Annotated in this window: 29 protein-coding genes; 24 read left to right on the top strand and 5 right to left on the bottom strand. The window is 65.2% G+C overall.

The genetic code is table 11. The features are described 5' to 3' along the window. Nucleotides 1-42 precede the first annotated feature (42 nt). From A9513_RS11370 to A9513_RS11355, 4 genes are all read left to right on the top strand, one after another. A complete protein-coding gene (locus tag A9513_RS11370; protein WP_065084786.1) occupies nucleotides 43-2,646 on the top strand; it encodes a TonB-dependent receptor in 2,604 nt (867 codons plus the stop codon). A gap of 153 nt (nucleotides 2,647-2,799) precedes the next feature. Continuing rightward, nucleotides 2,800-3,399 carry a biliverdin-producing heme oxygenase gene (locus tag A9513_RS11365; RefSeq protein ID WP_065084785.1) on the top strand — a complete coding sequence of 200 codons (600 nt, stop codon included), beginning with the start codon at nucleotides 2,800-2,802 and terminating at the stop codon, nucleotides 3,397-3,399. A 4-nt stretch (nucleotides 3,400-3,403) separates the two neighbouring features. Further along, entirely contained in the window at nucleotides 3,404-3,829 is a 426-nt protein-coding gene (locus tag A9513_RS11360) for a YbaN family protein (RefSeq protein WP_051445546.1), read from the top strand. Nucleotides 3,830-3,887: 58 nt separating this feature from the next. Then, nucleotides 3,888-4,256 carry a YajD family HNH nuclease gene (locus A9513_RS11355; protein WP_024762388.1) on the top strand — a complete coding sequence of 123 codons (369 nt, stop codon included), beginning with the start codon at nucleotides 3,888-3,890 and terminating at the stop codon, nucleotides 4,254-4,256. 176 nt (nucleotides 4,257-4,432) lie between these two features. Here A9513_RS11355 and A9513_RS11350 read toward each other — a convergent pair whose 3' ends face one another. From A9513_RS11350 to A9513_RS11340, 3 genes are all read right to left on the bottom strand, one after another. After that, nucleotides 4,433-5,428, bottom strand: coding sequence for an LLM class flavin-dependent oxidoreductase (locus tag A9513_RS11350; protein WP_024762389.1), 996 nt, complete (start codon nucleotides 5,426-5,428; stop codon nucleotides 4,433-4,435). 340 nt (nucleotides 5,429-5,768) lie between these two features. Then, nucleotides 5,769-6,182, bottom strand: a complete 414-nt coding sequence (locus tag A9513_RS11345) for an arsenate reductase ArsC (RefSeq protein ID WP_037013182.1) — start codon at nucleotides 6,180-6,182, stop codon at nucleotides 5,769-5,771. Between the two features lie 82 nt (nucleotides 6,183-6,264). Continuing rightward, nucleotides 6,265-6,756: a DUF1543 domain-containing protein gene (locus A9513_RS11340; protein WP_024762391.1), complete on the bottom strand. Its 492-nt coding sequence runs from the start codon at nucleotides 6,754-6,756 to the stop codon at nucleotides 6,265-6,267. 165 nt (nucleotides 6,757-6,921) lie between these two features. Here A9513_RS11340 and A9513_RS11335 point away from each other — a divergent pair, with 165 nt between their 5' ends. Together A9513_RS11335 and A9513_RS11330 are read left to right on the top strand one after the other, a co-directional pair. Continuing rightward, on the top strand, nucleotides 6,922-7,602 hold the full coding sequence (locus A9513_RS11335) for a TetR/AcrR family transcriptional regulator (protein WP_024762392.1): 681 nt from the start codon (nucleotides 6,922-6,924) through the stop codon (nucleotides 7,600-7,602). 76 nt (nucleotides 7,603-7,678) lie between these two features. Beyond that, nucleotides 7,679-7,975 (top strand): hypothetical protein, encoded by a 297-nt coding sequence (locus tag A9513_RS11330; protein WP_024762393.1) that lies wholly within the window; start codon nucleotides 7,679-7,681, stop codon nucleotides 7,973-7,975. 1 nt (nucleotide 7,976) lies between these two features. On the opposite strand, the gene A9513_RS11325 is transcribed toward A9513_RS11330, so the two are convergent. Next, nucleotides 7,977-9,050 (bottom strand): DUF1615 domain-containing protein, encoded by a 1,074-nt coding sequence (locus tag A9513_RS11325; RefSeq protein ID WP_226046584.1) that lies wholly within the window; start codon nucleotides 9,048-9,050, stop codon nucleotides 7,977-7,979. A gap of 152 nt (nucleotides 9,051-9,202) precedes the next feature. Then, a complete protein-coding gene (locus A9513_RS11320) occupies nucleotides 9,203-10,096 on the bottom strand; it encodes a DMT family transporter (RefSeq protein ID WP_024762395.1) in 894 nt (297 codons plus the stop codon). 129 nt (nucleotides 10,097-10,225) lie between these two features. On the opposite strand from A9513_RS11320, the gene A9513_RS11315 reads away from it, so the two are divergent. The 18 genes from A9513_RS11315 to A9513_RS11230 all read left to right on the top strand — a co-directional run bounded on the left by A9513_RS11315 (nucleotide 10,226) and on the right by A9513_RS11230 (nucleotide 26,258). After that, nucleotides 10,226-10,663 (top strand): Lrp/AsnC family transcriptional regulator, encoded by a 438-nt coding sequence (locus A9513_RS11315; protein WP_024762396.1) that lies wholly within the window; start codon nucleotides 10,226-10,228, stop codon nucleotides 10,661-10,663. A gap of 217 nt (nucleotides 10,664-10,880) precedes the next feature. Then, a complete protein-coding gene (locus A9513_RS11310) occupies nucleotides 10,881-12,347 on the top strand; it encodes a sigma-54 dependent transcriptional regulator (protein ID WP_024762397.1) in 1,467 nt (488 codons plus the stop codon). After that, a complete protein-coding gene (locus tag A9513_RS11305; protein ID WP_037013172.1) occupies nucleotides 12,344-13,348 on the top strand; it encodes a HupU protein in 1,005 nt (334 codons plus the stop codon). The genes A9513_RS11310 and A9513_RS11305 overlap by 4 nt, the downstream gene beginning before the upstream one ends. An 11-nt stretch (nucleotides 13,349-13,359) precedes the next feature. Next, complete coding sequence (locus A9513_RS11300; protein ID WP_065084784.1) at nucleotides 13,360-14,817, top strand: nickel-dependent hydrogenase large subunit; 1,458 nt, start codon at nucleotides 13,360-13,362, stop codon at nucleotides 14,815-14,817. A gap of 14 nt (nucleotides 14,818-14,831) precedes the next feature. Further along, complete coding sequence (gene nikR / locus A9513_RS11295) at nucleotides 14,832-15,275, top strand: nickel-responsive transcriptional regulator NikR (RefSeq protein ID WP_024762400.1); 444 nt, start codon at nucleotides 14,832-14,834, stop codon at nucleotides 15,273-15,275. A 5-nt stretch (nucleotides 15,276-15,280) separates the two neighbouring features. Next, nucleotides 15,281-16,597, top strand: a complete 1,317-nt coding sequence (locus A9513_RS11290) for a sensor histidine kinase (protein ID WP_037013168.1) — start codon at nucleotides 15,281-15,283, stop codon at nucleotides 16,595-16,597. Nucleotides 16,598-16,748: 151 nt separating this feature from the next. After that, complete coding sequence (locus A9513_RS11285) at nucleotides 16,749-17,777, top strand: HoxN/HupN/NixA family nickel/cobalt transporter (protein WP_065084783.1); 1,029 nt, start codon at nucleotides 16,749-16,751, stop codon at nucleotides 17,775-17,777. Between the two features lie 379 nt (nucleotides 17,778-18,156). Next, the gene (locus A9513_RS11280) at nucleotides 18,157-19,242 is read left to right on the top strand and encodes a hydrogenase small subunit (RefSeq protein WP_024762403.1); all 1,086 of its coding nucleotides are present in this window, start codon (nucleotides 18,157-18,159) and stop codon (nucleotides 19,240-19,242) included. A 23-nt stretch (nucleotides 19,243-19,265) separates the two neighbouring features. Continuing rightward, nucleotides 19,266-21,122 (top strand): nickel-dependent hydrogenase large subunit, encoded by a 1,857-nt coding sequence (locus A9513_RS11275; RefSeq protein ID WP_065084782.1) that lies wholly within the window; start codon nucleotides 19,266-19,268, stop codon nucleotides 21,120-21,122. Between the two features lie 59 nt (nucleotides 21,123-21,181). Beyond that, the gene (gene cybH, locus A9513_RS11270; RefSeq protein WP_037013164.1) at nucleotides 21,182-21,847 is read left to right on the top strand and encodes a Ni/Fe-hydrogenase, b-type cytochrome subunit; all 666 of its coding nucleotides are present in this window, start codon (nucleotides 21,182-21,184) and stop codon (nucleotides 21,845-21,847) included. Then, complete coding sequence (locus A9513_RS11265) at nucleotides 21,844-22,476, top strand: HyaD/HybD family hydrogenase maturation endopeptidase (protein WP_038803163.1); 633 nt, start codon at nucleotides 21,844-21,846, stop codon at nucleotides 22,474-22,476. The genes cybH and A9513_RS11265 overlap by 4 nt, the downstream gene beginning before the upstream one ends. Nucleotide 22,477: 1 nt before the next feature. Further along, nucleotides 22,478-22,804: a HypC/HybG/HupF family hydrogenase formation chaperone gene (locus tag A9513_RS11260; RefSeq protein ID WP_024762405.1), complete on the top strand. Its 327-nt coding sequence runs from the start codon at nucleotides 22,478-22,480 to the stop codon at nucleotides 22,802-22,804. Further along, complete coding sequence (locus A9513_RS11255; RefSeq protein WP_065084781.1) at nucleotides 22,801-23,283, top strand: hydrogenase; 483 nt, start codon at nucleotides 22,801-22,803, stop codon at nucleotides 23,281-23,283. The genes A9513_RS11260 and A9513_RS11255 overlap by 4 nt, the downstream gene beginning before the upstream one ends. Next, the gene (locus A9513_RS11250; RefSeq protein WP_235376349.1) at nucleotides 23,280-24,161 is read left to right on the top strand and encodes a hydrogenase expression/formation protein; all 882 of its coding nucleotides are present in this window, start codon (nucleotides 23,280-23,282) and stop codon (nucleotides 24,159-24,161) included. The genes A9513_RS11255 and A9513_RS11250 overlap by 4 nt, the downstream gene beginning before the upstream one ends. Next, a complete protein-coding gene (locus tag A9513_RS11245) occupies nucleotides 24,158-24,382 on the top strand; it encodes a rubredoxin (RefSeq protein ID WP_037013159.1) in 225 nt (74 codons plus the stop codon). Before A9513_RS11250 ends, A9513_RS11245 begins: the two co-directional genes overlap by 4 nt. Beyond that, the gene (gene hybE / locus A9513_RS11240; RefSeq protein ID WP_065084780.1) at nucleotides 24,375-24,851 is read left to right on the top strand and encodes a [NiFe]-hydrogenase assembly chaperone HybE; all 477 of its coding nucleotides are present in this window, start codon (nucleotides 24,375-24,377) and stop codon (nucleotides 24,849-24,851) included. Before A9513_RS11245 ends, hybE begins: the two co-directional genes overlap by 8 nt. Then, nucleotides 24,848-25,918: a hypothetical protein gene (locus A9513_RS11235; protein WP_065084779.1), complete on the top strand. Its 1,071-nt coding sequence runs from the start codon at nucleotides 24,848-24,850 to the stop codon at nucleotides 25,916-25,918. The genes hybE and A9513_RS11235 overlap by 4 nt, the downstream gene beginning before the upstream one ends. Further along, nucleotides 25,911-26,258 carry a hydrogenase maturation nickel metallochaperone HypA gene (locus tag A9513_RS11230; protein WP_024762411.1) on the top strand — a complete coding sequence of 116 codons (348 nt, stop codon included), beginning with the start codon at nucleotides 25,911-25,913 and terminating at the stop codon, nucleotides 26,256-26,258. The genes A9513_RS11235 and A9513_RS11230 overlap by 8 nt, the downstream gene beginning before the upstream one ends. Nucleotide 26,259 lies beyond the last annotated feature (1 nt).

The following is a 26,259-nucleotide window of genomic DNA, read 5'->3' as shown; positions in this document are numbered from 1 at the left end:
CATTTACGAATGCGAACAACGACTGACTAAGAGAGCCCTTCGATGACCATTGCTTCTTCGCGTGCCCCTCTGCGCCGGCTGTCCGCGCCGGCCAGCATCTCGCTGCTCGCCCTGTCCATCGGCCTCGCCAGCCTGCCGGCCACTTCCGCACTGGCGGCCGAGGCCAGCCAGACCCAGGCCGGCTACCGCTTCGATATCGCTCGCCAGCCCCTGCCGCAGGCACTGAATGCCTTCAGCGCGGTGACTGGCTGGCAGGTGGGCGTGGCTGGCGATTTGGCCGACGGCGTGGAATCCCCAGGCGTCAGCGGCCGCCTGCCGGCGGAGCGCGCACTGAAGACCCTGCTCGGCGGCACCGGCCTGACCGTCCGCCAGCTCGGCCCGCGCAATGTGGTCCTGGAACGCAACCTCTCCTCCGTCTCCGAGATGCAGCCGCTGACTGTCACCGCCACCCGCCAGGCGCAGAGCGTCACTTCGGTGCCGACCACCGTCAACGTGGTGAGCCGCGAAGAGCTGGACCGCAAGAACGTCAACAGCATCAAGGAACTGGTGCGCGACATGCCCGGCGTCTCCGTCGGCGGCACCGGCAACCGTGCCGGCATCACCGGCTACAACATCCGCGGCATCGACGGCGACCGCGTGCTGACGCAGATCGACGGCGTCGAGATCCCCAACAGCTTCTTCAATGGCCCGTATGCGCAGACCGAGCGCAACTACGTCGACCCGGAGATCGTCAAGCGCGTCGAAGTCCTGCGCGGCCCGGCCTCAGCCCTGTACGGCAGCAACGCCATCGGCGGCGCGGTGAGCTACTTCACCCTCGACCCGGACGATATCATCAAGGACGGCCAGGACGTCGGAGCGCGACTGAAGACCGGCTACAGCTCCGCCGATGACAGCTGGCTGACCTCCGCCACCGTCGCCGGCCGCCTCGATACCTTCGACGGCCTGCTGCACCTGAGCCAGCGCAACGGCCACGAGACCGAGTCCTACGGCAGCACCGGCGGCACCGGCCTGTCGCGCACCGAAGCCAACCCCGAGGACGTGCGCACCACCAACGTGCTGGCCAAGCTGGGCTGGAACTACGCCGAAGGCAGCCGCTTCGGCCTGGTCTACGAGAAGTACAAGGACGACGTCGATACCGACCAGAAAAGCGCCTACGGCGGCCCGTACTTCAACGGTGCGCCGACCATTCCCGATTCCGTGCTGCCCGGCGGCATGTACCAGTGGCGCACCGGCAACGACACCATCACCCGCGAGCGCTATGGTCTGGAACACCAGATGCTGCTGGACAGCGCCGTGGCCGATCACCTGAAGTGGACCTTCAACTACCAGATCGCCAAGACCGACCAGAGCACCGACGAGTTCTACTACCCCATCACCCGCCAGGTGCTGCGTACCCGCGAGACCCAGTACAAGGAACGCCAGTGGGTGCTCGACCTGCAGATGGACAAGGCCTTCGCCCTGGGCGACACCGACCACCTGCTGACCTATGGCACCACCCTCAAGCGCCAGAAGGTCACCGGCTACCGCGAAGGCGGCGCCACCTGCCTGGCCGTCAGCCGTACCTGCCCCACCATCGGCGGCCCGAGCACCGTGGCCAGCGACCAACTGGCGCGCAGCAGCGACTTTCCCGATCCGACCATCGACACCTACGCGCTCTTCGCCCAGGACGAAATCCGCTGGAGCGACTGGACCTTCCTGCCCGGCCTGCGCTACGACCACACCCGCCTGAAGCCCCACGTCACTGACGAGTTCCTGCGCACGGTCGACCAGAGCGGCGACGGCGAAGTGAGCAGCGAAAGCAAGACCTGGCACCAGCTCTCGCCCAAACTCGGCGTGACCTATTCGTTCAACGACAACTACCTGTGGTACGGCCAGTACGCCCAGGGCTTCCGCACCCCGACCGCCAAGGCGCTCTACGGTCGCTTCGACAACCCCACCAGCGGTTATCGCGTGGAGCCCAACCCGGACCTGGACCCGGAACGCAGCCAGAGCTACGAGACCGGCCTGCGCGGCAACTTCGAGGAAGGCTCGTTCGACATGGCGGTCTTCTATAACAAGTACCGCGACTTCATCAACGAAGACGCCATCACCCCCGGCTACGACGAACCGACCTTCACCAGCAACAACATCAAGCATGCCATCATCAAGGGCGTGGAAGTGAAGGGCCGCCTGGAGCTGGGCGCCTTCGGCGCACCGCAAGGCCTCTACACCAAGGGCTCGGTGGCCTATGCCTACGGTCGCAACAAGGACACCGGCGAGCCGATCAACAGCGTCAACCCGCTCACCGGGGTGTTCGGCCTGGGCTACGACGAACAGGCTGGCCGCTATGGCGCGCTGCTCGACTGGACCCTGGTCAAGCGCAAGAACCGCGTGGACGACAGCCAGTTCAACGCCCCGGACGGCACCAGCAGCCAGTTCAAGACGCCGGGCTTCGGCATCCTCGACCTGACCGGCTACTACAAGCTGACCGACGACCTGACCCTCAACGCCGGCCTCTACAACCTCACCGACAAGAAGTACTGGCTGTGGGATGACGTGCGCGGCTACGACGGCGTCGGCGAAGCGGCGGTGCTGGCCCCGGCCAACCTCGACCGCCTGACCCAGCCGGGCCGCAACTTCGCGATCAACCTGGTGTGGGATATCTGATGCACTGATTGGCACGGGATTCCTGATGAACCCCGTGCCAGCTCGCGAACCTGTCTCGCTCCGGCATCACCCATTGAACGCGCGACAATCTTTACGCTTTCCAAACGCTGATTCGTCTCGTCTACAAAGCCCTGTAATTTCAAGGAATTGGACATGTCCACCGTGGAACTCCCTGCCCTGCGCTCGCAGCGCCTGAACGCGCTGACCCACGCTCCCCACGAGCGCCTCGACCACGCCGTGAAGGCCCGCGAGCCCTTCTCCAGCCGTGAGCGCTTCGCCCGCTTCGTGGTCGCCCAGTACCTGTTCCAGTCCGAGCTGCAGGCCCTGTACCAGGACGCCGAGCTGGGCAAGATATTCCCCGACCTGCCGCAGCGCTGCCGCGCCGATCAGGCCCGCCTGGACCTGGCCGACCTGGACACCGAAGTCCCCGCTCCGGTTGCCGGCGCCGTCGACAAGCCGAGCCTGGCCCACGCGCTGGGCTGGCTGTTCGTCTCCGAGGGTTCCAAGCTGGGCGCTGCGTTCCTGATCAAGCGCGTCGCCGCGATGGGCCTGGACGAAAACACCGGCGCGCGCCACCTGGGCGAGCCCGAGGGTGGTCGCGCCGAAGGCTGGAAACGCTTCACCCGCACCCTCGACGCCCTGGAGCTCAGCGAAGCCGAAGAGCGTGAAGCCGAAGCCGGTGCCATTGCCGCCTTCGAGCGCTTCGCCCATCTGCTGCAACACAGCTACGACAGTGCACCTGCCGCCGTCTGAGGCCATCGAGCGCGCGCCCGTAGCAGGAGCGCGCGCCACGCCGTTCGGCCCGGCACGCTCGCGCCTGGCACGGATCGCCTTCGCGCTGCTCGCCTATACCAGCCTGGGCGTGGGCATGGTGGGGCTGGTGGTGCCAGGGTTGCCGACCACCGAGTTCGTCCTGCTCGCCGCCTGGGCAGCGTCGAAGAGTTCGCCGCGTCTCTCGGCCTGGCTGGAGAACCACCGGCTGTTCGGCCCCATCCTGCACAACTGGCGCAATGGGCGCGCCGTCGCCCGCCGCGCCAAGATCAGCGCCAGCCTGGCAATGCTCGCCGCCCTGGCGATCATGCTGATCACCCTGCCCCACGGCCTCTGGCTGTACGCCGTGATCCTCGGTATGGCGGTTGGCAATCTGTGGATCTGGTCGCGCCCGGATACACCCAGGCCGTAGCCAGCACGCGGGCGCGGACCTATGCTGGAGGTCCGTTTCCTTTCTGCCTCAACGAGCCATGAACCAGCCCACCAGCAAAGTCGACGCCGTCCTCGCCGAAGCCCAACGCCGCCGCGAAACCAGCTACCGCGAAAAGGCCCTGAAGATGTACCCCTGGATCTGCGGTCGCTGCGGCCGCGAGTTCAGCGGCGTGCGCCTGCGCGAACTGACCGTCCACCACCGCGACCACAACCACGACAACAATCCCGAAGACGGCTCCAACTGGGAGCTGCTGTGCCTCTATTGCCACGACAACGAGCACCAGCGGCAGGTGGACCTGCATTACCAGAACGGCAACGACGCCGGGAACAAGGGGCCGAAGGTCACCCACAAGGGACTCGCCGGGCTGGCCGACCTGCTGAAGAAGAAGGACGACGGCGAAGCATGAATCCCACATCCTTCCTGTAAGAACGGACTTGTAGGAGCGGACTCCGTCCGCGATCGGTTTTCCACCGCACCGGTCGACAAGGGATCTCGGCGAAGCCATCGCGGGCGGAGTCCGCTCTTACGCCGCCTGCCACAATCTGGCATGCACCTGTAGGAGCGGTCCGCGCGATGGAGACTTCAGCGCAGGCCGGCAACGATCTCCAGCGAACGCAGGCGCAGCTCGTGATCGTAGATGTCGCTGGTGAAGATGATCTCGTCCACGCCCGTCTGCTCCAGCAGGATTTCCAGGCGGCTGCGCACCTTCTCCGGACCACCGATCACCGCCAGACCAAAGAAGTTGCCGACAGCATCCTGCTCATGAGGTAGCCACAGCCCGGCCATGCTCGGCACTGGCGGCTTCTGCTTCAGGCTGTCGCCACGGATCAGTGCCAGCACGCGCTGGAAGGCAGTGGTCGCCAGGTATTCGGCTTCCTCGTCGGTCGGGGCCGCCACCAGCGGTACGCCGATCATGGCGTACGGCTTGTCGAGCACCGCCGAAGGCTGGAAGTTCTCGCGGTAGATGCGCAGCGCGTCGTGCAGGTAGCGTGGTGCGAAGTGCGAGGCGAAGGCGTAGGGCAAACCCTTTTGCGCTGCCAGGTGGGCACTGAACAGACTGGAACCCAGCAGCCAGATCGGCACGTTGGTGCCCTCCCCCGGAATCGCCAGCAGCGACTGTTGCGAGCGACGCGGACCGAGGAGCATTTCCAGCTCGGCGACCTGTTCGGGGAAATCGGCACCGTCACCCAGGCGGTCACGACGCAGCGCGCGCATGGTTGCCTGGTCGGCGCCCGGTGCGCGGCCGAGGCCGAGGTCGATGCGGCCCGGGTACAGCGTCTCCAGGGTGCCGAAGTTCTCCGCCACCACCAGCGGCGGATGGTTGGGCAGCATCACGCCGCCGGAGCCGACGCGGATGCGCTCGGTCTTGCCGGCGATGTGGCCGATCAGCACGGCCGTGGCCGAGCTGGCGATGCCGTCCATGTTGTGGTGCTCCGCCAGCCAGTAGCGGGTAAAGCCCAGGCGTTCGACGTGCCGGGCCACCGCGACGGCGTTGTTCAATGCCTCGGCAGCGGTGCCCTGGTCGCGCACAGGGACCAGGTCGAGCATGGAAAAGGCAGTTTCTGACAGGGACTTCATAGGCACTCCGATTCGGGTCGCGCAGGCACCGGAACGCAGCGCCGCGGACAGGACTTTGACAATGACTCTATCGATGCGCTCCTCGCCTGACCACTTGTCGGGATCGATAGTGCTCATGCCGGCGAGTGATAAAGGCGCAGGCGCGTTGCCATCACCTGTTCACGGGACAGTCACCGCGCTGTCATGCCGGACCGCCAGAATGCCCTGGCGCTGAAGGACCAGCGCCCCATCTACACGGACATCCGCCGCCAATCCTCCCCAGGCAACGGCGAATCCTGTGGCCTGCGAAGCAAAAAGCCCGCATCCGTGCGGGCTTTTTGCTTTGTCATCGCCAGAAACTTCAGTCGCGGTTCTTCACCATTTCGAAGAGTTTCAAGCGATCGCTGATTTCCTGCAGGGTGTGGCGGAACGGGTCGTGCTGTTCGCTGTGGGCCGGGTCGACGAAATTCCACACGATCACCTGGCTGGAAGTCGGCAGTTCGTCGCCCTCGTCGCTGGACTTGTCGCACAAGTCGATCAGGTAATCGAAATGCTGGCCGCGGAATTCATCGATGGACTTGCTGCGTAGGCCTTCGGTGGAAATCCCTGCGTGTTCCAGGACGCTGCGCGCACGGGGATCGACGGCGGTCGGGTGGATGCCCGCGCTGAAGGCTTCGAAGTGTTCGCCATCGGTGTGCCGCAGCAGCGCTTCCGCCATCGGCGAGCGGGCGTCGTTGGCGACGCAGACGAACAGGACTCGGCGTTTCTCGGTCATCTTTACCTCGGCACGGGGGATCGGCTTTGCGCCCCCTTATACGTCAGGTTTTATGACAAGGCCGTGTCAGCGCCATGAAGGCTCACAACACGATGTAGTCGCTGCGCTGCACGATGCCGCGGCTCTCGCCTTCCACCAGGTGGACATAACGCCCGCCGACCTGGTCGACGGCAATGCAATCGTCGACGTCGATCACGGCATCGGTGTGCGCCTTGTCCCAGCTGCGCGGCATGCGGCGCTTGGCGCGTACCTTGGCGTCGGCGGCATCGCGTGCGGCCACCAGTACGTACTGGTGCGCCTCGCCGAAACTGCCCAGCTCGTAGCCGCCCAGGTTGACGAAGAACAGCCGCTGCTCGCCTGGCGCCGGCATTGAATCGCTGAACTCCACGCGATACGCCTCGACGCCGTCCACCTCCAGCCAGGAATCGATGTGCAGGCCTTCCGGGCTGCCGAACCAGGCGTCGCGCAATTGCGCGTAGGTGGATTTCAGGTTGTCGCCAAGGACAAAGGCTACATCGTGAACCTCGATCCGCGCGCGCGGATGGCGTCCCCCCAGCATGACTACGAACAGCATCTCAGCCCCTTCCTAGGTTTCAGACTGGCTCTGACAAATTCGTCACACGGCAGGTTCAATCTAATGGCGGATAAATGGCCATCCGCCAGTCAACCTCATGGGTGTGCAAGCGCTATATAGAGCGTTATATTCTGAACCCTCGTTTGATTGCCCCGATGTTTCCCCATGCCCCAGACCGCGCCCACCCCGACGCGCCGCCGTCAGCGCCCCGCCCTCAGCATCCGTGACCGCAATCGCCAGCGCATCCTGCTAGCCGCCGGCGAGGAATTCGCCGAGAAGGGGTTCACCGCCGCCAAGACTCAGGACATCGCCAGCCGCGCCGACCTGCCCAAGTCCAACGTTTATTACTATTTCCAGAGCAAGGAGAATCTTTACCTGCGCCTGCTGGAAAACGTGGTGGATGCCGTGCTGGAAGCCTCCGCCCTGCTGCGCGAGTGTGACGACCCGGCCTGGGCGCTGCCCGCGCACATCCGCGCGCGCCTGTACATCGCCCGGCAGTGGCCGTACGCCTACAAGGTATTCGCCAGCGAAATGCTCCACGGCGCTCCGCGCCTGCCGCCGGAATGGTTGCAGCGCCTGCGGGCGGAATCGCGTCGCAGCCTGGAGTGCATCGCCGCCTGGATCGACCGTGGCCTGCTCGCCCCGGTGGACCCGCAGCACCTGCTGCTGAACATCTCCGCCGCCACCCGCACCTACATCGATTTCGACTGGCAGATCGCGATGATCACCGGCAAGGCACAGCCGGATGCCGATGACTTCGACGCGGCCGCCGCGACCATCACCCGCCTTGTCCTGCGCGGTACCGAGCCGGAACCGGCAGCACGCCTGCGGCCCTTGCCGCTCTAGCGCGCCACGAGGTCTGCACTAAGCTGTGATTGTCCGCGCGGCCTTGCGCCGTGTCCGCAGCTCTCAGGGAGACGCCATGAAACCGCTACTGATCTCTACGCTGTCGCTGATCGTCGTGCAGCCCGCCTTTGCCGCCATCCCCATGCTCAACTACGACTGCCCCAATGACATCCAGGTCCACACCGACGAGGGCGGCCCGGTGTACATCAACGGCAAGGAAGCCAAGGTCAAGCAGAAGAACGACCAGTACCTCGAGGCCAAGGGCGAAGGCGTGACCATCTCCATCAGCCTCAATGAGGATGGCAGCGCCACGGTGTCCTACACCGGGCCGAAAGGCGCCAACGGTATGTGCCAACCCGCTGAGGGCGACTGATTCAGTCCTTCGGCGCACGCCCCAGGCAGCGCTGGTAGCGCTCGCCCACGCGCTGGGCGAACCAGGCGGTGGTGAGCTGGCGGGTGATCTTCGGGCTGTGCAGCGTGATCCCCGGCAACATCGCCCGCGGCATCGACTTGCCAGCGGAGCGTTCGGCCAGGGCGAAGACCTTGGTGTAGAGCTCCGACCGGGTGAACTCCGGCTTATCGCCCAACTCCAGGTCGCGGCGGATTTCCCGCTCGCTCATGCCCAGCTTCGGCCCCAGGGTGCGCACCGCCTTCTCGGTGCTGCCGGCGTCATTGCTGCCATAGAGGATCACGTCCCCGTCCAGTGCCAGGGTGATACCGGTGAGGTCCGCGACCACGCGCTGGAACGCCGCGTTGCGGCTGGCATACCAGCCGGCGTTGAAGTCGGCGAAACGGTACAACTGACGCGGATAGTTCACCGGATAACCCAGCAGGTGGGCGGTACCGAAGTACATGCCGCCTCGGCGGCTGAACACCTCGCGGCGGATACTGCCGTCCACCGGGTACGGGTAGCCCTCGGCATGGGCCTGCGCGAACGCGATGCTGACCTGCATCGGCCCACCGGTATGCACCGGGTTGAAGCGTCCGAACAACTGCTGGCCCAGCGGTACGCCGCCGATGAAGTCATCGAAGATCGCGCTCAGTTCCCTCTCGGTCTTCGCGCTCGCCAGGCGCTGGCTGTAGGTGCGGCCATTCGGCGATTTCAGCGCCAGCGCGGTATCGATGAGGAAACCCGGCACATGGACCTTGCTCGCACGCCGGTCGATCTCGGCGCGAGCGATCTTGCCCAGCCCAGGCACGGCCGGGTCGGCCTTGAAGTTGGACTCCTGCTCGGTGATCGCCACCACTGAGCAGAGGTTCTCGGTAGTCGCCGGAATGCGCTGGGTGGTGAAGGCGACCTGGATGTCCTTCGCCCAGCCCTCGCGGTCAGAAGTGCCAGCGGGAATCAGCCTGACCAGCTTGCCGCGCACCTCCTCCGGGGTCGGCTCCGGCACGCTCGGCGCGCGGCTGCCGCAGCCGGCCAGCGCCAGCAACGCGGCCACGCCCAGCAGTTGAATGTATCGGGATGAAAGCCTTTTCAGGCTGGGTGAATCTGCCGTCAGGGCAGCCGCAGTCATAGTCCGTTCCTTGCTTGAAGTCCGCCTACAGGACCGGTGCGCAGCGGCACAGGTTCCCCGGCATTGTCAGGCAAGCACGGATTTCAGCGCCAGGCCAGGCGCCGCAGGTTCAGGCTCCAGCCGCGCTGCATGCCGGCGGCGGCCAGCAGGATGGCGATCACGCCCAGCCATTGCAGCGGAGTCAGGCGATGGCCGAAGGCGAACCAGTCGACGAAGATCGCTGCGATCGGATAGATGAACGACAGCGCCCCGGTCAGGGCTGTCGGCAGTTTCTGGATCGCGCCGTAGAGCAGCACGTACATGATGCCGGTGTGCACGATGCCCAGGGTCGCCAGGCTGGCCCAGGCCGTGCACGCCTGGGGCAGCGAGGTCAGGTTGGCCCAGGGAGCGAGCAGGAGCACGCCGGTCAACGCCTGGATCAGCGCGATCAGGTGCGGCGGCACGCCGGTCAGGCGCTTGATGATCAGTGCCGCCACGGCGTACAACGCCGCCGCACCGAGTGCCAGCGCGATCCCGCCCAGGTAGTCGCTGCCCACCTGCCCCGCTTCACCGTGCGCGCTGACGATGGCCAGCATGCCGAGGAAGGAAATACCCAGCCAGGCGAGTTTTTGCGCCGTCACCTTCTCGCCGAGGAACAACGCGCCGAGCAACACCAGCAGGAATGGCTGCACGTTGTACACGGCCGTGCCGATGGCGATGGAGGCCCGCGAGTAGGAGCCGAACAGCAGCACCCAATTGCCAACGATGGCCGCGCCGCTGAGCAGCGCCAGGCCGAAGGTGGCGCGGCTGAGAATGCCAGGGCGCAGGAAGCCCATGGCGGCACAGATCACCAGCAGGGTGGCGGCGCCGAATACGCAGCGCCAGAACACCACGTCCAGCACCGGCTGGCCGGAAACCACCACCAGCCAGCCGATGGTGCCGCAGATCAGCATGGCGCTGATCATTTCCAGGGTGCCGCGCCTGATTCGCTCGTTCATGATTCACCTCCGCTTGTGGTGATCAGTATGAAGAGGTGAATTCATGCACTCCATCGCCTGACGCAGGCAAAGCCAGCTATTCACCTTTACTATCAAGGCAACTATCCGAATTCACCTTTCGAGACAAAAATGTCCGACGATATCGACCAGTTGCTGATCGCCGCACTGATGGAAGACTCGCGCCTGTCCCTCAAGGCCCTGGCCCAAGTCAGCGGCCTAAGCTCCCCCAGCGTCGCCGAGCGCCTGCGCAAGCTGGAGGAGCGCCAGGTGATCACCGGCTACACGCTGAACGTCGACCCGCGCGCCTTCGGCTACCAGTTGCAGGCGATTGTCCGGGTGCGACCGCTACCGGGAAAATTGCAGGAAGTGGAGAAGCAGATCCTGGCGATCCCCGAATTCACCGAATGCGACAAGGTCACCGGGGAGGATTGCTTCTACGCGCGGATGTGCGTGCGCTCGATGGAGCAGTTGGATGAAATTCTCGATCACCTCAATGGCTTCGCCGAGACCAATACGGCCATCGTCAAGAAGAGTCCGGTAAAGCGGCGGTTGCCGCCGATGGCATGAAGCGCCGTGGCCCGCGTCAGACAACTCAGACCGAAAGCCAGACATTCAAGGCCAGGCGCCACGCGGCTTCGCCAGATCGGAACCGGGTCCCGCTAGCGGGCCCGGCCTAGTCCAATGGTAGTGTTCCCTTTCGCCGGCCTGATTCGAATGTCATGATTCGGCGTCCGCCGGATCCGCTACCCCGGCACTTGCACTGTGACACTTGAATTCGGCGTCCATGTCTTCACTCGGCGGCTTTGACTCACACCTACCGACCGTTCTGGTCATCGATGACGAACTGCGCTCCCGCGAAGCCCTGTCGCGAGTGCTCGACGGCGAGTTCCAGGTTCTGCTGGCAGACTCGGCCGAGCAGGCCCGCGAGTTGCTCGAATGCCACCCGGTCACGGTGATCCTCTGCGATCAGCGCATGCCCGGCGTGCAAGGCATCGAGTTTCTCAAGGAGGCGCGCGAGCGCTGGCCCGAGGTCGTGCGCATCGTACTCTCCGGCTACACCGACTCCGAAGACATCATCGCCGGCGTCAACCAGGCCGGCATCTACCAGTATCTGCTCAAGCCCTGGCTGCCCGAGCACCTTCTCACCACGGTGCGCAACGCCGTGGAAAGTCGTGCTTTACACAACCACATGCAGCATCTGGATGTCGAGTTGCGCACAGCTACGCCTGTGCTTCGTCGGCGCAGCCAGCAGGTGCTGGACAAAGTCCGCGACGCCTTCGACTTCGCCCGCATCGTGCGCGAGCCCGGCAGCCCCCTGGACGTCGTGTGCGAATTGGCGGCACGGGTGGCACGTTTCGATCTGTCGGTGCTGCTGCTCGGCGAGTCCGGCACCGGCAAGGAACTGTTGGCACGCGCCATCCACTACGCCAGCCCGCGTTCAGGCAAGGCCTTCATCATGGAGAACTGCGCGGCGCTGCCGGACTCGCTGCTCGAATCCGAACTCTTCGGCCACAAGCGCGGAGCCTTCACCGGCGCCCACCAGGATCACATCGGGTTGATCCAGCGCGCCCATGGCGGGACCTTGTTCCTCGACGAGATCGGCGACACCTCGCCGGCCTTCCAGGTCAAGCTGCTGCGCGTTCTGCAGGAAGGCGAGCTTCGCCCGGTCGGCGCCAGCACGTCGGTGCGCGTCGATGTGCGAGTGATCGCCGCAACGCACCGTGACCTGGAGGCCGACGTCCGCGACGGGCGATTCCGTGGCGACCTCTACTACCGGCTCGCCGGAGTATCCCTTGGATTGCCGCCGCTGCGTGAACGCAGCGGCGATCTCATTCCCATCGCCAGCAAACTGCTGGCCGACGCCAGCCAGGAACTCGACCTGCCCGGCCTGCATTTCGCCGCCGACGCCTTGGGCAGCCTGCTGCACTATCCGTGGCCCGGCAACATCCGCGAGTTGCGCAACGAGATCTACCGTGCCGCCGCGCTGTCCGAGGGAGCGGAAGTCGGCGCCCGTGCGTTTTCCCTGAAGGTACTTCAGGGCCAGGCACAACGCGCACGCCCCTCCTCCTGTGTGCCTGGAGTCCCAGCCGGCACGTTGCAGGAGCAACTCGACGCCATCGAGGCGGGCCTGCTCAAGGAAGCGCTTCTGCGCAACCACTGGAACAAGACCCACGCCGCACGCGAACTGGGACTGTCGCGCGTTGGCCTGCGCCAGAAACTGCGCCGCTTCGGCCTGGAGGAATCGCCATGAGTGCCCCTTTTCGCGTTCTCTGGCTGCAGTCCGGCGGTTGCGGCGGTTGCAACATGTCGCTGTTGTGCGCCGATACCCAGGACTTCGCCGGGCTGTGGCGCAACGCCGGGATCGAGTTGCTGTGGCACCCCTCGCTGTCGCTGGAAAGCGCGCATGAAGCGTTATCGATCCTCGATGACTGTCTGAGTGGACGCACGCATCTGAATGCACTCTGTATCGAAGGTTCGCTGCTGCGCGGCCCCAATGGCAGCGGTCGCTTCCATCTACTGGCCGGCACCGGCGTGGCGATGATCGAGTGGGTGCGGCGCCTGGCGGATGTCGCCGACTACACCCTGGGCATCGGTACCTGTGCCGCCTACGGCGGCATCACCGCAGCCGGCAACAACCCCACCGACGCCTGCGGCCTGCAGTACGACGGCGAGCGTCTCGGCGGCCTGCTGGGGGGCGAATACCGCTCGCGCAAAGGGCTACCGGTGATCAATGTCGCTGGCTGCCCCACTCATCCAGGTTGGGTCACCGATACGTTGATGGCCCTGGCAGCCGGATTGTTCTGTGCATCCGACATGGACGCCCTGGGCCGCCCGCGTTTCTACGCCGACCAACTGGTCCATCACGGCTGCACGCGCAACGAGTTCTACGAGTACAAAGCCAGTGCGGTAAAACCCTCCGACCTGGGGTGCATGATGGAGAACCTCGGCTGCAAGGGCACCCAGGCCCACGGCGACTGCAACAACCGCCTGTGGAATGGCGAGGGCTCCTGCACCCGCGGCGGCTACGCCTGCATCAATTGCACGGCGCCCGGGTTCGAGGAGCCCGGCCACGGCTTCCACCTCACGCCCAAGCGCGCCGGCATCCCCATCGGCCTGCCCACCGACATGCCCAAGGCCTGGTTCGTCGCCCTGGCGGCCCTGTCGAAATCGGCCACCCCGGAACGCGTCAAGCAGAACGCCACCGCCGACCATACGCTGATCGCACCCGTCATCCACCGCACCCGCCGCTAGGGAATTCGCCCATGACACGCCTGCTGGTCGGCCCGTTCAACCGTGTCGAAGGTGACCTCGAAGTCCAGCTGGATATCGAGGACGGCCGGGTGCGCTCGGCCCAGGTCAACGCCACCATGTACCGGGGCTTCGAACAGATCCTCCGTGATCATCCACCGCTCGACGCGCTGGTCTACGCCCCGCGTATCTGTGGCATCTGTTCGGTATCCCAGTCAGTCGCTGCCGCACGGGCGCTCGGTGCTTTGGCCGGCGTTCAGCCACCCGCCAACGGTTTGATCGCCACCAATCTGATGGCCGCGACAGAGAATCTCGCCGACCACCTGAGTCATTTCTACCTGTTCTTCATGCCGGACTTCGTGCGCCCGCTGTATGCCGACCGCCCCTGGTTCGCCGATGCGGTACAGCGTTTCACGCCGCACACCGGCAGCCAGCAGCGTCTGGCCCTGGCCGCGCGCAAACGCTGGCTGGACCTGATCGGTACGCTGGGCGGCAAGTGGCCCCACACCGGCTCCATCCATCCCGGCGGCTCCACCCGCGCCATCGATCCGGCCGAGCGCCTGCGCCTGTTGACGCGGGTGCGCGAGTTTCGCCAGTTCCTGGAGAACGAGCTGTTCGCAGCGTCCCTCGAGCGCATCGCCGGGCTCTCCAGTGAAGATCAGCTGTGGTCCTGGTACGCCGAAGCGCCGGGGCACGGCGACCTGCGTCAGTTCCTGCGAATCGTCCTGGACAGCGGTCTGGAACGCCTGGGCCAGGGGCCGGGACTCTACCTGTCCTATGGCGCCTATCCGCAGGCCGACGGCACGCTGGCTTTCCAACGCGGCCTGTGGGATGCGGCGACAAGGCAGGTCCGCCCGCTGGTACTGGATGAGATTCGCGAGGACGCGAGCCATGCCTGGCTGCACGATAGCGCAGGCCCGCTGCATCCCTCCGTCGGCGTGACCGAGCCTAGCCTGGACAAGAACACGGCCTACACCTGGAACAAGGCACCGCGCCTGGCCGGCGCCGTGCTGGAAACCGGCGCACTCGCCCGCCAGCTGATCCGCGGCCAGCCCTTGTTGCGCGAGGCAGCGGCTCGCTGTGGCGGTAGCGTCTACACGCGGTTGTTGGCCCGCCTGGTGGAGTTGGCACAGGTCATACCACTGATGGAGGGCTGGTTGCTCGCCCTGCGCACTGGCGAGCCTTATTATCTGGACTGCCCACTACCCGAAAACGGCAGCGCCGTCGGCCTCACAGAAGCAGCGCGCGGCGCGCTGGGGCATTGGCTCACGGTCGATCAAGGGCGAATCGCCAGCTACCAGATCATCGCCCCGACCACCTGGAATTTCTCGCCACGCGATGCCCAGGGCCGTCCCGGAGCCCTGGAGCAGGCCCTGGAAGGCGCCCCGGTGCAGCCTGGCGAACAGAATCCGCTAGCGGTGCAACATATCGTGCGCTCGTTCGACCCCTGCATGGTCTGCACCGTGCATTGACCCGGAGTATCGCCATGCAACGCCTGACCATTTCCCTCGACGACAACCTGGCCGATGCGCTTGACCAGTTGATTCGCGCCCAAGGGTACGGCAATCGCTCCGAGGCGCTGCGCGACATGCTGCGCCGGCACATCGAACAGTCGCGCCTGTGCCAGGACGCCGAGTCGCTGCACTGCGTCGCCAACCTCAGCTATGTCTACGATCATCACTCGCGCACGCTCGCCGGAAGAGTCATGACGCTGCAGCACGACCACCACGACCTGACCATTGCCAGCCAGCACGTCCACCTGGACCATGACCACTGCCTGGAAAGCCTGATGCTACGCGGACCGGTGGAGCAGGTCCGCGCCTTCGCCGAACGGCTGAGCGCCGAACGCGGCGTACGCCACGGCAATCTGAACCTGATCCCGGTGGCGACCTCGACCGATGATCACGTCCACCTGCATCCCACGAGCTGACACGCATGGCCCGCAAACCGCCGTCGCAACTGGACGAAGACGCCTGGCTGGAAGTCATCGTCAAGATGGATGAGGTTTACTCGCAACTGGTCCAGGACGAGATCGAACTGGAGCAGAAAAACGCCGAACTGGAGCAGTCGCAGCAGTTCATCGCCAGCATGCTGGCATCCATGTCGGACATCCTCCTGGCGTGCGATCCGCAGGGGCTGATCGAGGAGTCCAACCAGTCGCTGCGCAACCTGGTCAGCAGCGACGAAGCAGGCCTGCTCGGTCTTTCGGTCTACTCGTTACTTGGCGATGACGCCAGTATCCAGCGGCTGCGCAGCCTGCTCGGCGGCCTGCGCCGGGACAACGACAGTGCCAGCCTGGAAGTGAACTTTCGCGGCAACGCGGGAGAGTTGTTACCGGTCGACCTCAGTTGCACGGTACGCAGTGGCCTGCATGGTCGCTGCCTGGGGCACGTTCTGGTAGGCCGTCCACTGGGCGAACTGCAGCACGCCTACCGCCAACTCCATGAGGCCCACGAAGCGCTCAAGCGCACCCAGCAGCAACTGCTGCACGCCGAGAAAATGGCCTCCCTGGGACGCCTGGTCGCCGGCGTGGCCCATGAACTGAACAATCCGATCAGCTTCGTGCTCGCCAATGCCCACGTCCTGGGTGGCTATGGCAAACGCCTGCAGGACTACCTGCAAGCCGTACACGATGAGCAACCGATCGACCAGCGCGAGGTGCTGCGACGGCAACTGCGCATCGATCCGTTATTGGCCGACCTGCCGCTGTTGATCGAAGGTACGCTGGAAGGCGCGCAGCGCACCGCCGATATCGTCAGCGCACTCAAGCGCTTTTCCGCGATGGACCGCGGGCACCCCGGCGAAGCCTCGCTCAATGACGTTATCGAGCGTGCCATTCACTGGATCACCCGCGGCACCGCACCCGATCTGATCGTGCACTGGCAACCCGCCGACGATGTGCAGGTGCAGGGCAATGCCGGGCAGTTGCTGCAAGTGCTGATGAACCTCACCCAGAACGCCTACGACGCCGCGCGCCATGCTACGGCCGAGCCCCCGCAACTGTGGATCGAACTGACCCGCGAGCCCGGCTGGGCCAATCTGAGCCTGCGTGATAACGGCGCCGGCATCGCCGAACACCACCTCAGCCAGGTGTTCGAACCCTTCTTCACCACGAAGCCTGCCGGACAAGGCACCGGCCTGGGCCTGGCGATCAGTTACGGCATCGTCGAGCGGTGTGGGGGCACGCTGACGGCGGGCAATCACCACTCGGGCGGTGCGGAGTTCCACCTGCGCCTGCCGAGCCTGGACTGACCGCAACGGAGAATAGCTTTCCACTGCGCGAGCCATACCGGCAATCGACTCATCCGCACCACGAGCACCGGCCATTTGCCGCGCCCGAGGGATTGGCACAGCGCTTGTATGACGATTTTTTGATTCTTCATACAAGACAGCTGGAGACCCCATGCCTCACCCGGCCTCGCCCCGCTCCACCATCACGCTGTTCATCGGCCTGTTCAGCATCAATCTTCTAGCCTGGGCCTGGGCATTGGTCGCCTTCAGCGACTATCCGATGCTGCTGGGCACCGCTGTGCTCGCCTACAGTTTCGGCCTGCGCCATGCAGTGGATGCAGACCACATCGCCGCCATCGACAACGCCACGCGCAAACTGATCCAGGAGGGCCAGAGGACCGCCAGCGTCGGCTTGTATTTTTCCCTCGGCCACAGCAGCGTGGTGATCCTCGCCTCGGTACTGATCGCCCTCAGCGCTGCCAGCCTGCAGGACGAACTGGAAGCCTTCCACGGTATCGGCGCACTGATCGGGACCTCGGTGTCGGCGGCTTTCCTGCTGCTGGTAGCGCTGATCAACCTGGTGATCCTGCGTTCGGTCTATCGCGCCTTCCGCCGCGTCCGCCAAGGTGAGCGGCTCGGCGAAGCTGAACTGCAGGGCATGCTCACCGGCAGCGGCCCAATCGCACGCCTGGCGCGCCCGCTGTTCCGCCTCATTCGCCGAAGCTGGCATCTCTACCCGCTGGGCTTCCTGTTCGGCCTGGGCTTCGATACCGCCACGGAAATCGGCCTACTCGGCATTGCCGCGAGCCAGGCATCGCAGAACCTGCCGATGGTCTCGATTCTGGTGTTTCCTGCGCTGTTCACCGCCGGCATGGCCCTGGTCGACAGCGTCGACAGCGTGCTGATGACCGGCGCCTATCGCTGGGCCCAGGTGCGCCCTGCGCGCAAGCTCTACTACAACCTCACCATCACCTCCGCTTCCATATTGGTGGCGCTGCTGGTGGGTGGCATGGAAGCCCTCAACCTGCTGGCCGGGCAACTGGGACTGGAAGGCGCCGCGTGGGACTTCATTGCCGAAGTCAACGAGCAGTTCGGCTTGCTCGGCTACCTGATCATCGGCCTGTTCGTCGCTACCTGGCTGCTGTCCTGGGCGTTCTATCGCTACAAGGGCTATGACCGGCTGGACCTGGCATCGGCCTGAACAACTGATCACAGTGTTTCCAGTTCAGACTCCAAAGCGGTAATCAACTTTCCAGCCAGGGCCCTCAGCGTTTCTGGAAGACCGCTACCTGACGGTGCGAAACCCTGCCGTACCGGCCTTTTCGGCCTGGAAAAAAGTCGTATCCCGTCATGCGACCAAATGGCACAGGTTTTGAAGTGGCCGGGTATGCCATTTCAACGCACGTCCCCATCGCACCCTGCAGCCTATCGCCATGATCACGCGCCGGCTGCCCCTTCCTCCCCCGATCCCACCGTCACGCCGGCCTGCCGGTCCGCCGTGACGGTCCCTTACGCCGTGTCAGAAACGCCGGCGCAAGCCATTCCAAAGAGCAAGAAAAGCCTGGCCGAGGAGAAAACAAGTGACCGAAACCTTCTATGAAGTAATGCGCAGGCAGGGCATCTCGCGGCGCAGCTTCATCAAATTCTGCTCGCTGACCGCCACGTCGCTGGGGCTGGGCCCGGCCTTCATGCCGCAGATCGCCTGGGCCATGGAGAACAAACCGCGAACGCCGGTGCTCTGGCTGCACGGCCTGGAGTGCACCTGCTGCTCCGAGTCCTTCATCCGTTCTGCGCACCCGCTGGCCAAGGACGTCGTGCTGTCGATGATCTCCCTCGACTACGACGACACCCTGATGGCCTCCGCCGGGCACCAGGCCGAGGCGATCCTCGATGAGGTGATGACCAAGTACAAGGGCAACTACATCCTCGCCGTCGAAGGCAACCCGCCGCTGAACCAGGACGGCATGAGCTGCATCATTGGCGGCAAGCCCTTCGTCGAGCAGCTCAAGCGCGTCTCCCGCGACGCCAAGGCAATCATCTCCTGGGGTTCCTGCGCCAGCTGGGGCTGCGTGCAGGCCGCCAAGCCGAACCCGACCCAGGCGGTGCCGATCCACAAGGTGATCACCGACAAGCCCATCATCAAGGTGCCCGGCTGTCCGCCCATCGCCGAGGTGATGACCGGGGTAATCACCTACATGCTGACCTTCGACCGCATTCCGGAGCTGGATCGCCAGGGGCGGCCGAAGATGTTCTACAGCCAGCGCATTCACGACAAATGCTATCGCCGACCGAATTTCGACGCAGGCCAGTTCGTCGAGGCCTGGGACGATGACTCCGCGCGCAAGGGCTACTGCCTGTACAAGGTCGGCTGCAAAGGCCCGACCACCTACAACGCCTGCTCCACCGTGCGCTGGAACGGCGGCACCAGCTTCCCGATCCAGTCCGGGCACGGCTGCATCGGCTGCTCGGAAGAAGGGTTCTGGGACAAAGGCTCGTTCTACCAGCACCTGACCGACATCAACGCCTTCGGCGTGGAGGCCAACGCCGACCAGATCGGCCTGGCCGCTGCCGGCACGGTCGGTGCGGCAATCGCCGCCCACGCCGCGGTCTCCGCCATCAAGCGCGCCAGCAACGGCAAGGCCCATACCTCCACGCACGACGCCTGAACGCAGTACAGGAAGCCTGATCCATGAGCAATTATTCCACCCAGGGTTTCGATCTGGACAACAGCGGCCGGCGCATCGTCGTCGACCCCGTGACCCGCATCGAGGGCCATCTGCGTGTCGAGGTCAATCTCGATGCCAACAACGTGATCCGCAATGCCGTATCCACCGGCACCATGTGGCGCGGCCTCGAAGTCATCCTCAAGGGGCGCGACCCGCGGGATGCCTGGGCCTTCGTCGAACGCATCTGCGGTGTGTGCACCGGCTGTCACGCCCTGGCGTCGGTACGCGCGGTGGAGGACGCGCTGGGTATCCACATACCGCCCAACGCCCACCTGATCCGCGAAATGATGGCCAAGACCCTGCAGGTGCACGATCACGTCGTGCACTTCTACCACCTGCACGCGCTGGACTGGGTCGACGTGGTCTCGGCGCTCAAGGCCGATCCCAAGGCAACCTCGGAGCTGCAGCAACTGGTTTCACCGGCGAATCCGAAGTCCTCGCCCGGATATTTCCGCGACGTGCAGAACCGCCTGAAGAAGTTCGTCGAAAGCGGCCAGCTCGGTCCGTTCATGAACGGCTACTGGGGTAATCCGGCGTACAAGCTGCCGCCGGAAGCCAACCTGATGGCGGTCACCCATTATCTGGAAGCACTGGACCTGCAGAAGGAGTGGGTAAAGATCCACACCATCTTCGGCGGCAAGAACCCCCACCCCAACTATCTGGTGGGCGGCGTACCCTGCGCCATCAACATCGATGGCGACCTCGCCGCCGGCGCTCCGTTGAACATGGAGCGGCTGAACTTCGTGCGCGCCCGCATCGACGAAGCGCTTGAGTTCGTGCGCAACGTCTATGTGCCCGACGTTCTGGCAATCGGCACTCTGTACAAACAGCAGGGTTGGCTGCATGGCGGCGGCCTGGCGGCGAGCAACGTGATGGACTACGGCACCTATGCCAAGGTCAATTACGACGACAGCACCAACCAATTGCCCGGCGGCGCCATCCTCAATGGCAACTGGGACGAGATCCTGCCGGTGGATCTGCGCGACCCGGAGCAGGTACAGGAGTTCGTCAACCACTCCTGGTACCAGTACCCGGACAACGACAAGGGCCTGCACCCCTGGGATGGCATCACCGAGCCGCATTACGAGCTGGGCGCCGCCACCAAGGGTTCCCGCACCGCGATCGAGGAGATCGACGAAAGCGCCAAATACTCCTGGGTCAAGTCGCCGCGCTGGCGCGGCCATGCCATGGAGGTCGGTCCGCTGGCCCGCTATATCCTCGGCTATGCCCACGCACTCAAGGGCAACCCGCACTGCCAACGGGTCAAGGAGCAGTTGGAAGGCTCGCTGCAGGCGGTCAACCATGACCTGCCCCGCGCCCTTGGCCTGGGCGAAACCGACTACAGCGCCAAGCAACTGCTGCCGAGCACCATCGGCCGCACCCTTGCCCGCGCGCTGGAAGCGGAATACTGCGCGGAGATGATGGTCGACGACTGGAACGAGCTGATGGCGAACATCCGCAACGGCGACCGCGCCACCGCCAACGTCGAAAAGTGGGACCCCAAGACCTGGCCCGCCGAAGCCAAGGGCGTGGGCAGCGTTGCCGCGCCGCGCGGCGCGCTCGGCCACTGGATACGCATCAGGAATGGGCGCATCGAGAACTACCAGTGCGTGGTGCCCAGCACCTGGAACAGCAGCCCGCGCGACGGCAAAGGTCAGATCGGCGCCTTCGAGGCCGCACTGATGAACACCCCGGTCGCGGTGGCCGATCAGCCGGTGGAAATCCTTCGCACGCTGCACTCCTTCGACCCCTGCATGGCCTGCGCGACCCACGTGATGAGCGAGGAAGGCGTCGAGTTGAGCACGGTCACCGTGCGTTGAGCCACCCAGCAGCCAGACGCCGGGCGCCAGCGCGCTCCCGGCGCACTTGAGGTGACGACATGTCCGAGCATCACAGCGAATACGTCTACGAGGCACCCGTGCGCCTATGGCACTGGATCAACGCCAGTTGCATCCTGGTGCTCGCGGTGAGTGGTTATTTCATCGGTTCGCCACTACCCACCCAACCAGGCGAAGCCAGTGCCAACTTCCTGATGGGCTATATCCGCTTCGCCCATTTCGCCGCGGCCTACTTGTTCGCCATTGGCATCGTCGGCCGCGCCTACTGGGCTCTGGTCGGCAATCAGCATGCCCGCGAGCTGTTCTGGGTTCCCCTCACCAGCAAGGCCTACTGGCTCAGCTTCGGTGTCTGGCTGCGCTATTACCTGGCGATGGGACCGGTACCGAAACCGATGTTCGGCCACAACCCGCTGTCCCGATTCGCCATGGTGTTCGTCTTCCTGCTCACCTCGCTGTTCATGCTGGTGAGTGGTTTCGCCCTGTATGGCGAGGGCGCGCAGATGGGCTCCTGGCAGGAGCGCCTGTTCGGCTGGGTAATGCCGCTGCTGGGAGGGTCGAACAATGTGCGCACCCTCCACCACCTGGGCCTGTGGCTGATGGTCATCTTCATCATGGCGCATGTGTATGCCGCCGTGCGTGAGGAAATCTACGGCCGCCTGAACCTGATCGGCAGCATCATCACCGGCTACAAGAGCCTGAAGAAATGAACCCGACCTCCTCCTCGCCGCGCATCACCGTGCTCGGCATCGGCAACCTGCTTTGGGCCGACGAAGGTTTTGGCGTGCGCTGCGTCGAGGCACTGCAGCAACGTTACGAGTTCGCCGGCAACGTTACCCTGATCGATGGCGGCACCCAGGGCTTGTACCTGATCCAGCATGTGCAGCAGGCCGACTACCTGCTGATCTTCGACGCGGTGGATTACAACATGGCGCCCGGCACCCTCAAGTTCGTCGCGGATGACGAGGTGCCGCGCTTTCTCGGCGTGAAGAAGCTCAGCCTGCACCAGACGGGCTTCCAGGAAGTGCTGATGCTGGCCCAGCTCACCGGCCACTACCCTCAGCGGGTTCTGTTGATGGGTTGCCAGCCCGAGCGCATGGACGACTACGGCGGCAGCCTGCGCCCACCCGTAAAGGCCGCACTGGAGTTGGCCATCGACGCCGCCCGGCAGGTACTCGAGGACTGGGGAGGCGCGCCGCGTACACGGACCGCGCCGCTGCCTGAAGAGGAAGCCGTGACGATGCTGAACCTGGACCTGCAGCGCTACGAAAGCGAGCGCCCCAGCGAGCAGGATGCCTGCCGCGTCGGCGACGAACGCATCCTCGGGCGGCGCAGCTGACATGTGCATCGGCCTTCCCATGAACGTCCTCGCCGTCCGCCCCGGCGCAGCGCTGTGCAGCGACCGCCAGGGCCAGCAACGCTGGATCGACACCGTTCTGGTGGACGAGTGCGCCATCGGCGATTGGCTGCTGGTATTCATCGATGCGGCTCGCGAGCGCTTGGCGCCTGAACGCGCAGCGGAAATCCACGCCACCCTCACCCTGCTCGACGCCGCTCTGCACGGCGAACCCGCCGATAGCCAGCCCGCCTTCGCCCTGCCCTCGGCCATGAGCGCCGAGCACCTCGCCAGCCTGCTAGGCCAACCACTTTCCAAGGAGCCCCTATGAGCGAGTCCGCCGCCTTCCTGGCGCCCCTGCCTGCCACCCCCGACGTACCGCCGCTGATCACCCGCCTGGTCGAGCAATTCGCCGCCAGTTGGGTGGGCCTGGATAACCTCGATGCCTGGCTCGCCCAGTCCGGCGAAGCCTTGCTGCTCCTCTGCGGCGACCCGGTGCGCCATCCCGAAAGCCTCGACGTGGCGGTGATACTGCCCGAGCTGTGCAGGACGCTCGCTGCCCGCCACGATTGCCACCCGCGCCTGGGCGTTGGGCGCCGCGCGGACGAAGCAGCCCTGGCCGAGCGTTTCGCCCTGCGCCGCTGGCCGAGCATCATCTGGCTGCGCGATGGTGGCTACGTCACCCAGATCGACGGCATGCGCGACTGGGATGCCTACCTGCGCCTGGCCGAGGACGCCCTGCAGCAGGGTAACGCGCTGATCCCGCTGCGCAGCGAAGCCGTACAACCTGTGCCAGGAGGCTGCCAGTGAACGGCGCCCGTCCCATGGACCCGCTCCAGTACATCCCACTGATGGACATCGGCCCCGGCTCACAACCCGAGGACGACGCCACGCTGGAATACATCAGCATGCCGCAGGGCATGTACACCCACGCGTCGCCAAGGCTTCCCGAGCCTGAGACGCTGGACGCCACGCCGGGCGCACGCCAGGCGTTGGGCGAAATCCTCCACATGCTGCGCAGCCGGCGCGCCGGCGATGCGCCGCCGAGCCTCGACCTGCATACCTATAGCGAGGCTGATCGAGTCCTGCTCGACCAACTGCTCGGCGAAGGCGAAGTCAGCGCGCGAATCGGCGGCGCCGACGGTGTACGCATCCAGGAATCGATTTTCGCCGGTGTCTGGCGTGTGTTCGGTGCCGGGCATGATTACATCGACGTGGACGCGGCCCCGGCATTGCTGCGGCGCACCACGAAGCTCGACGTCTCGACCGAGGTGTTCGTACCAGTGCTACCGCTGCCGGGAGGCGTGATGAACGCCCCGGCGCTCCTCACCGAACTGCAGGATCGCACCCTCAACTGGCGCCCCGGCAGCGCGGCTCATGTCATCAACCTCAGCCTGCTACCGCTCTCCGAACAGGATGTGCCCTTTCTCGACCAGCGCCTGGGTGAAGGCACCGTGCTGATCCTGGCGCGCGGCTACGGCAACTGCCGCATCAGCAACACCCGCGCGCCCAACTGCTGGCGGGTGCGTTACTTCAACTCCCAGGACGCGCTGATCCTCGACACCATCGAAGTCACCGACCTGCCCGAAGTGGTACTCGCCGCGCCAGAAGACATCGCCGACTCGCTGGAACGTTTCGAAGACGTCATCCAATGGTTCGAAAGTGAGCTGGCCGGGGCCGACCAATGAGCGAGCGTGCAGGTTTCGAAGGCAGCTACCTGGGCGACCGCAATCGGCTACCGGACGATGCACGCCTGGAATGCAAGATCTGCTGGTGGGTCTACGATCCGTCCCAGGGCGATCCGGTATGGCAGATCGCGCCGGGGACGCCGTTCGCGCAGTTGCCCGCACACTGGCGCTGCCCCAATTGCGATGGCGAGGCCGAGCAGTTCATGGTGCTCGATGACTGACCCGCTCGCCCGCGCCGAAGCCCTGGCGCAGCGCTTTCGCGAGATTGCCGACACGCGCATGCGCGGCCTGCCGTTACTCAACCCGGCACTGGGAGTCGAGGCAATCGATTTTGCCCCTCAGCGTCTGGGCCCGGAATCCAGCAGTGGATTGCTCGGCATCCTCATCACGCCCTGGTGCATGAACCTGGTCTGGTTACCCGACGACACCCGGAACTCCCCCGCCGAAGGCATCACCTGCGAGTATGCACTGGGTGGCGAACGCTTGAGCTTCATCGGCAGCGTCGATGAACGAATCGGCCATTACCGGAGCTGCTCGCTGTTCTCGCCCATGTTCGAGTTCCGCGACCCACAAAGCGCTCGGGATATGGCTCACCGGGTATTGGCCGCTCTACGCCGTCCGCCCGTTGAACAGCCGGCCAACCCGAGCCGCCGTGGCTTGTTCTTCCGCCTGGCAGGAGCCCGCCAATGAGTGTTGGCGAAGGCCTTTCGCGTCTGGCCGGTTCGCTACGCGTGCGCCCGGCGCAGCAGCCGGCACTGCTCGGTGGTCGCCCGCCACTGGCCGGACGCTTGCTGCGCGGGCAGCCGGCGGAAGCGGCAGTGCGTCATCTTCCGCTGATCTACAGCCTCTGCGGCCAGGCCCATCGGCTGACTGCCGAACTGGCGCTGCAAGCCGCGATACAGGGCGGCGGCGAGCCTGATGATCAGGCTCGACAGCGCCTTCGCGAGGAAAACATCCGCGAACACCTGCGGCATATCCTGCTGGATTGGCCGCGTCTTCTGGCAGGCCCGCGATCCGGCGTGAAGCTGCTCTCGCCCCGGCCGGCTCAGAACCTCGACAGCTGGTTCGATGGCTCAGCCCAGGACTGGCTGCAACGTTGGCACACCGACCCACGCAAGGCTCTGCTGGAGTGGAGCCTCCATAGCCATCACCCTCTGGCCCGCCTGCTGCACGACTGCCGTCGGCGTGCTGAGGCGCTTGTGCTATCGGCCCAGGCACTGCCGACCACCCCGGCCAGCCTGCTGGAAATCGGCCGAAGCCTGGGCGGTGAAGAGGATTTCCTGCGCCGTCCCGAACTGTGCGGCGAACCGCGCGAGACCGGCGCCTGGACGCGCGGACGGGAAACCCGCCCGGAGCGCTACGACACCGCCTGGCTGCGCCTGGGCGCACGCCTGGCCGACCTCGTCGAACTGAGTCAGGCGCCTGCCGCACCGCTGGAGATGGGCGCACTGGCTCTGGGCGAAAGTCAGGCGCTGGCCTGGAGCGAAACCGCCCGTGGCCTGCTGCTGCACCGGGTACGCCTCGAACCCGCCCCCGGAGGCTGGAAAATCTGTGACTACCGGATACTGGCACCTACCGAGTGGAACCTGCATCCTCGTGGAACGCTGGCGCGGGCGCTTGAGACCCTGCCCGACGATGCCATGGCAGCACGCCAGGCGGAACTGTTGCTGGCGGTATTCGATCCTTGCCTTCCCTACCGACTGGAAAGTCCCGTGCTCACCCCAGTCAATACTGCAGGAGCGTTGCACGATGCATGAGGTCAGTCTGGCCGGGGGCATTCTCGCCGCCGTTGACGACGCCGCGCGCAAGGACCCGTTCCGGCGCGTCAGCCGCCTGCGCCTGGAGGCCGGCAAATTGGCCGGAGTCGAGGTCGAGTCACTGCGCTTCGCCCTTGAGGCCATCGCTCCCGGCAGCCTGCTCGAAGGCGCACAGATCGAGATCGAACAGCCCGACGGCCAGGCCTGGTGTCTGGACTGCGCCACCAACGTACCGCTGGTCCAGCGCGGTGCTCCCTGCCCGCAGTGTGGCGGCTTCTGGCTGCAACCCAATGCCGGCACCCAATTGCGAATCCTCGACCTGCAGGTCGAGGACCACTGAT

Source organism: Pseudomonas sp. AU12215 (assembly GCF_001675465.2).
GTDB lineage: Bacteria > Pseudomonadota > Gammaproteobacteria > Pseudomonadales > Pseudomonadaceae > Pseudomonas > Pseudomonas nitroreducens.
Note: the sequence above shows the minus strand (reverse complement) of the source record. Positions and strands in the feature narration are given on the sequence as shown.

What these genes read in the sequence shown, in the direction of transcription:
- A9513_RS11370 (WP_065084786.1), top strand. Translation starts at nt 43, where the DNA reads ATGACCATTGCTTCTTCGCGTGCCCCTCTGCGCCGGCTGTCCGCGCCG.
- A9513_RS11365 (WP_065084785.1), top strand. Translation starts at nt 2,800, where the DNA reads ATGTCCACCGTGGAACTCCCTGCCCTGCGCTCGCAGCGCCTGAACGCG.
- A9513_RS11355 (WP_024762388.1), top strand. Translation starts at nt 3,888, where the DNA reads ATGAACCAGCCCACCAGCAAAGTCGACGCCGTCCTCGCCGAAGCCCAA.
- A9513_RS11350 (WP_024762389.1), bottom strand. Translation starts at nt 5,428, where the DNA reads ATGAAGTCCCTGTCAGAAACTGCCTTTTCCATGCTCGACCTGGTCCCT.
- A9513_RS11345 (WP_037013182.1), bottom strand. Translation starts at nt 6,182, where the DNA reads ATGACCGAGAAACGCCGAGTCCTGTTCGTCTGCGTCGCCAACGACGCC.
- A9513_RS11340 (WP_024762391.1), bottom strand. Translation starts at nt 6,756, where the DNA reads ATGCTGTTCGTAGTCATGCTGGGGGGACGCCATCCGCGCGCGCGGATC.
- A9513_RS11335 (WP_024762392.1), top strand. Translation starts at nt 6,922, where the DNA reads ATGCCCCAGACCGCGCCCACCCCGACGCGCCGCCGTCAGCGCCCCGCC.
- A9513_RS11330 (WP_024762393.1), top strand. Translation starts at nt 7,679, where the DNA reads ATGAAACCGCTACTGATCTCTACGCTGTCGCTGATCGTCGTGCAGCCC.
- A9513_RS11320 (WP_024762395.1), bottom strand. Translation starts at nt 10,096, where the DNA reads ATGAACGAGCGAATCAGGCGCGGCACCCTGGAAATGATCAGCGCCATG.
- A9513_RS11315 (WP_024762396.1), top strand. Translation starts at nt 10,226, where the DNA reads ATGTCCGACGATATCGACCAGTTGCTGATCGCCGCACTGATGGAAGAC.
- A9513_RS11310 (WP_024762397.1), top strand. Translation starts at nt 10,881, where the DNA reads ATGTCTTCACTCGGCGGCTTTGACTCACACCTACCGACCGTTCTGGTC.
- A9513_RS11305 (WP_037013172.1), top strand. Translation starts at nt 12,344, where the DNA reads ATGAGTGCCCCTTTTCGCGTTCTCTGGCTGCAGTCCGGCGGTTGCGGC.
- A9513_RS11300 (WP_065084784.1), top strand. Translation starts at nt 13,360, where the DNA reads ATGACACGCCTGCTGGTCGGCCCGTTCAACCGTGTCGAAGGTGACCTC.
- nikR (WP_024762400.1), top strand. Translation starts at nt 14,832, where the DNA reads ATGCAACGCCTGACCATTTCCCTCGACGACAACCTGGCCGATGCGCTT.
- A9513_RS11290 (WP_037013168.1), top strand. Translation starts at nt 15,281, where the DNA reads ATGGCCCGCAAACCGCCGTCGCAACTGGACGAAGACGCCTGGCTGGAA.
- A9513_RS11285 (WP_065084783.1), top strand. Translation starts at nt 16,749, where the DNA reads ATGCCTCACCCGGCCTCGCCCCGCTCCACCATCACGCTGTTCATCGGC.
- A9513_RS11275 (WP_065084782.1), top strand. Translation starts at nt 19,266, where the DNA reads ATGAGCAATTATTCCACCCAGGGTTTCGATCTGGACAACAGCGGCCGG.
- cybH (WP_037013164.1), top strand. Translation starts at nt 21,182, where the DNA reads ATGTCCGAGCATCACAGCGAATACGTCTACGAGGCACCCGTGCGCCTA.
- A9513_RS11265 (WP_038803163.1), top strand. Translation starts at nt 21,844, where the DNA reads ATGAACCCGACCTCCTCCTCGCCGCGCATCACCGTGCTCGGCATCGGC.
- A9513_RS11260 (WP_024762405.1), top strand. Translation starts at nt 22,478, where the DNA reads ATGTGCATCGGCCTTCCCATGAACGTCCTCGCCGTCCGCCCCGGCGCA.
- A9513_RS11255 (WP_065084781.1), top strand. Translation starts at nt 22,801, where the DNA reads ATGAGCGAGTCCGCCGCCTTCCTGGCGCCCCTGCCTGCCACCCCCGAC.
- A9513_RS11245 (WP_037013159.1), top strand. Translation starts at nt 24,158, where the DNA reads ATGAGCGAGCGTGCAGGTTTCGAAGGCAGCTACCTGGGCGACCGCAAT.
- hybE (WP_065084780.1), top strand. Translation starts at nt 24,375, where the DNA reads ATGACTGACCCGCTCGCCCGCGCCGAAGCCCTGGCGCAGCGCTTTCGC.
- A9513_RS11235 (WP_065084779.1), top strand. Translation starts at nt 24,848, where the DNA reads ATGAGTGTTGGCGAAGGCCTTTCGCGTCTGGCCGGTTCGCTACGCGTG.
- A9513_RS11230 (WP_024762411.1), top strand. Translation starts at nt 25,911, where the DNA reads ATGCATGAGGTCAGTCTGGCCGGGGGCATTCTCGCCGCCGTTGACGAC.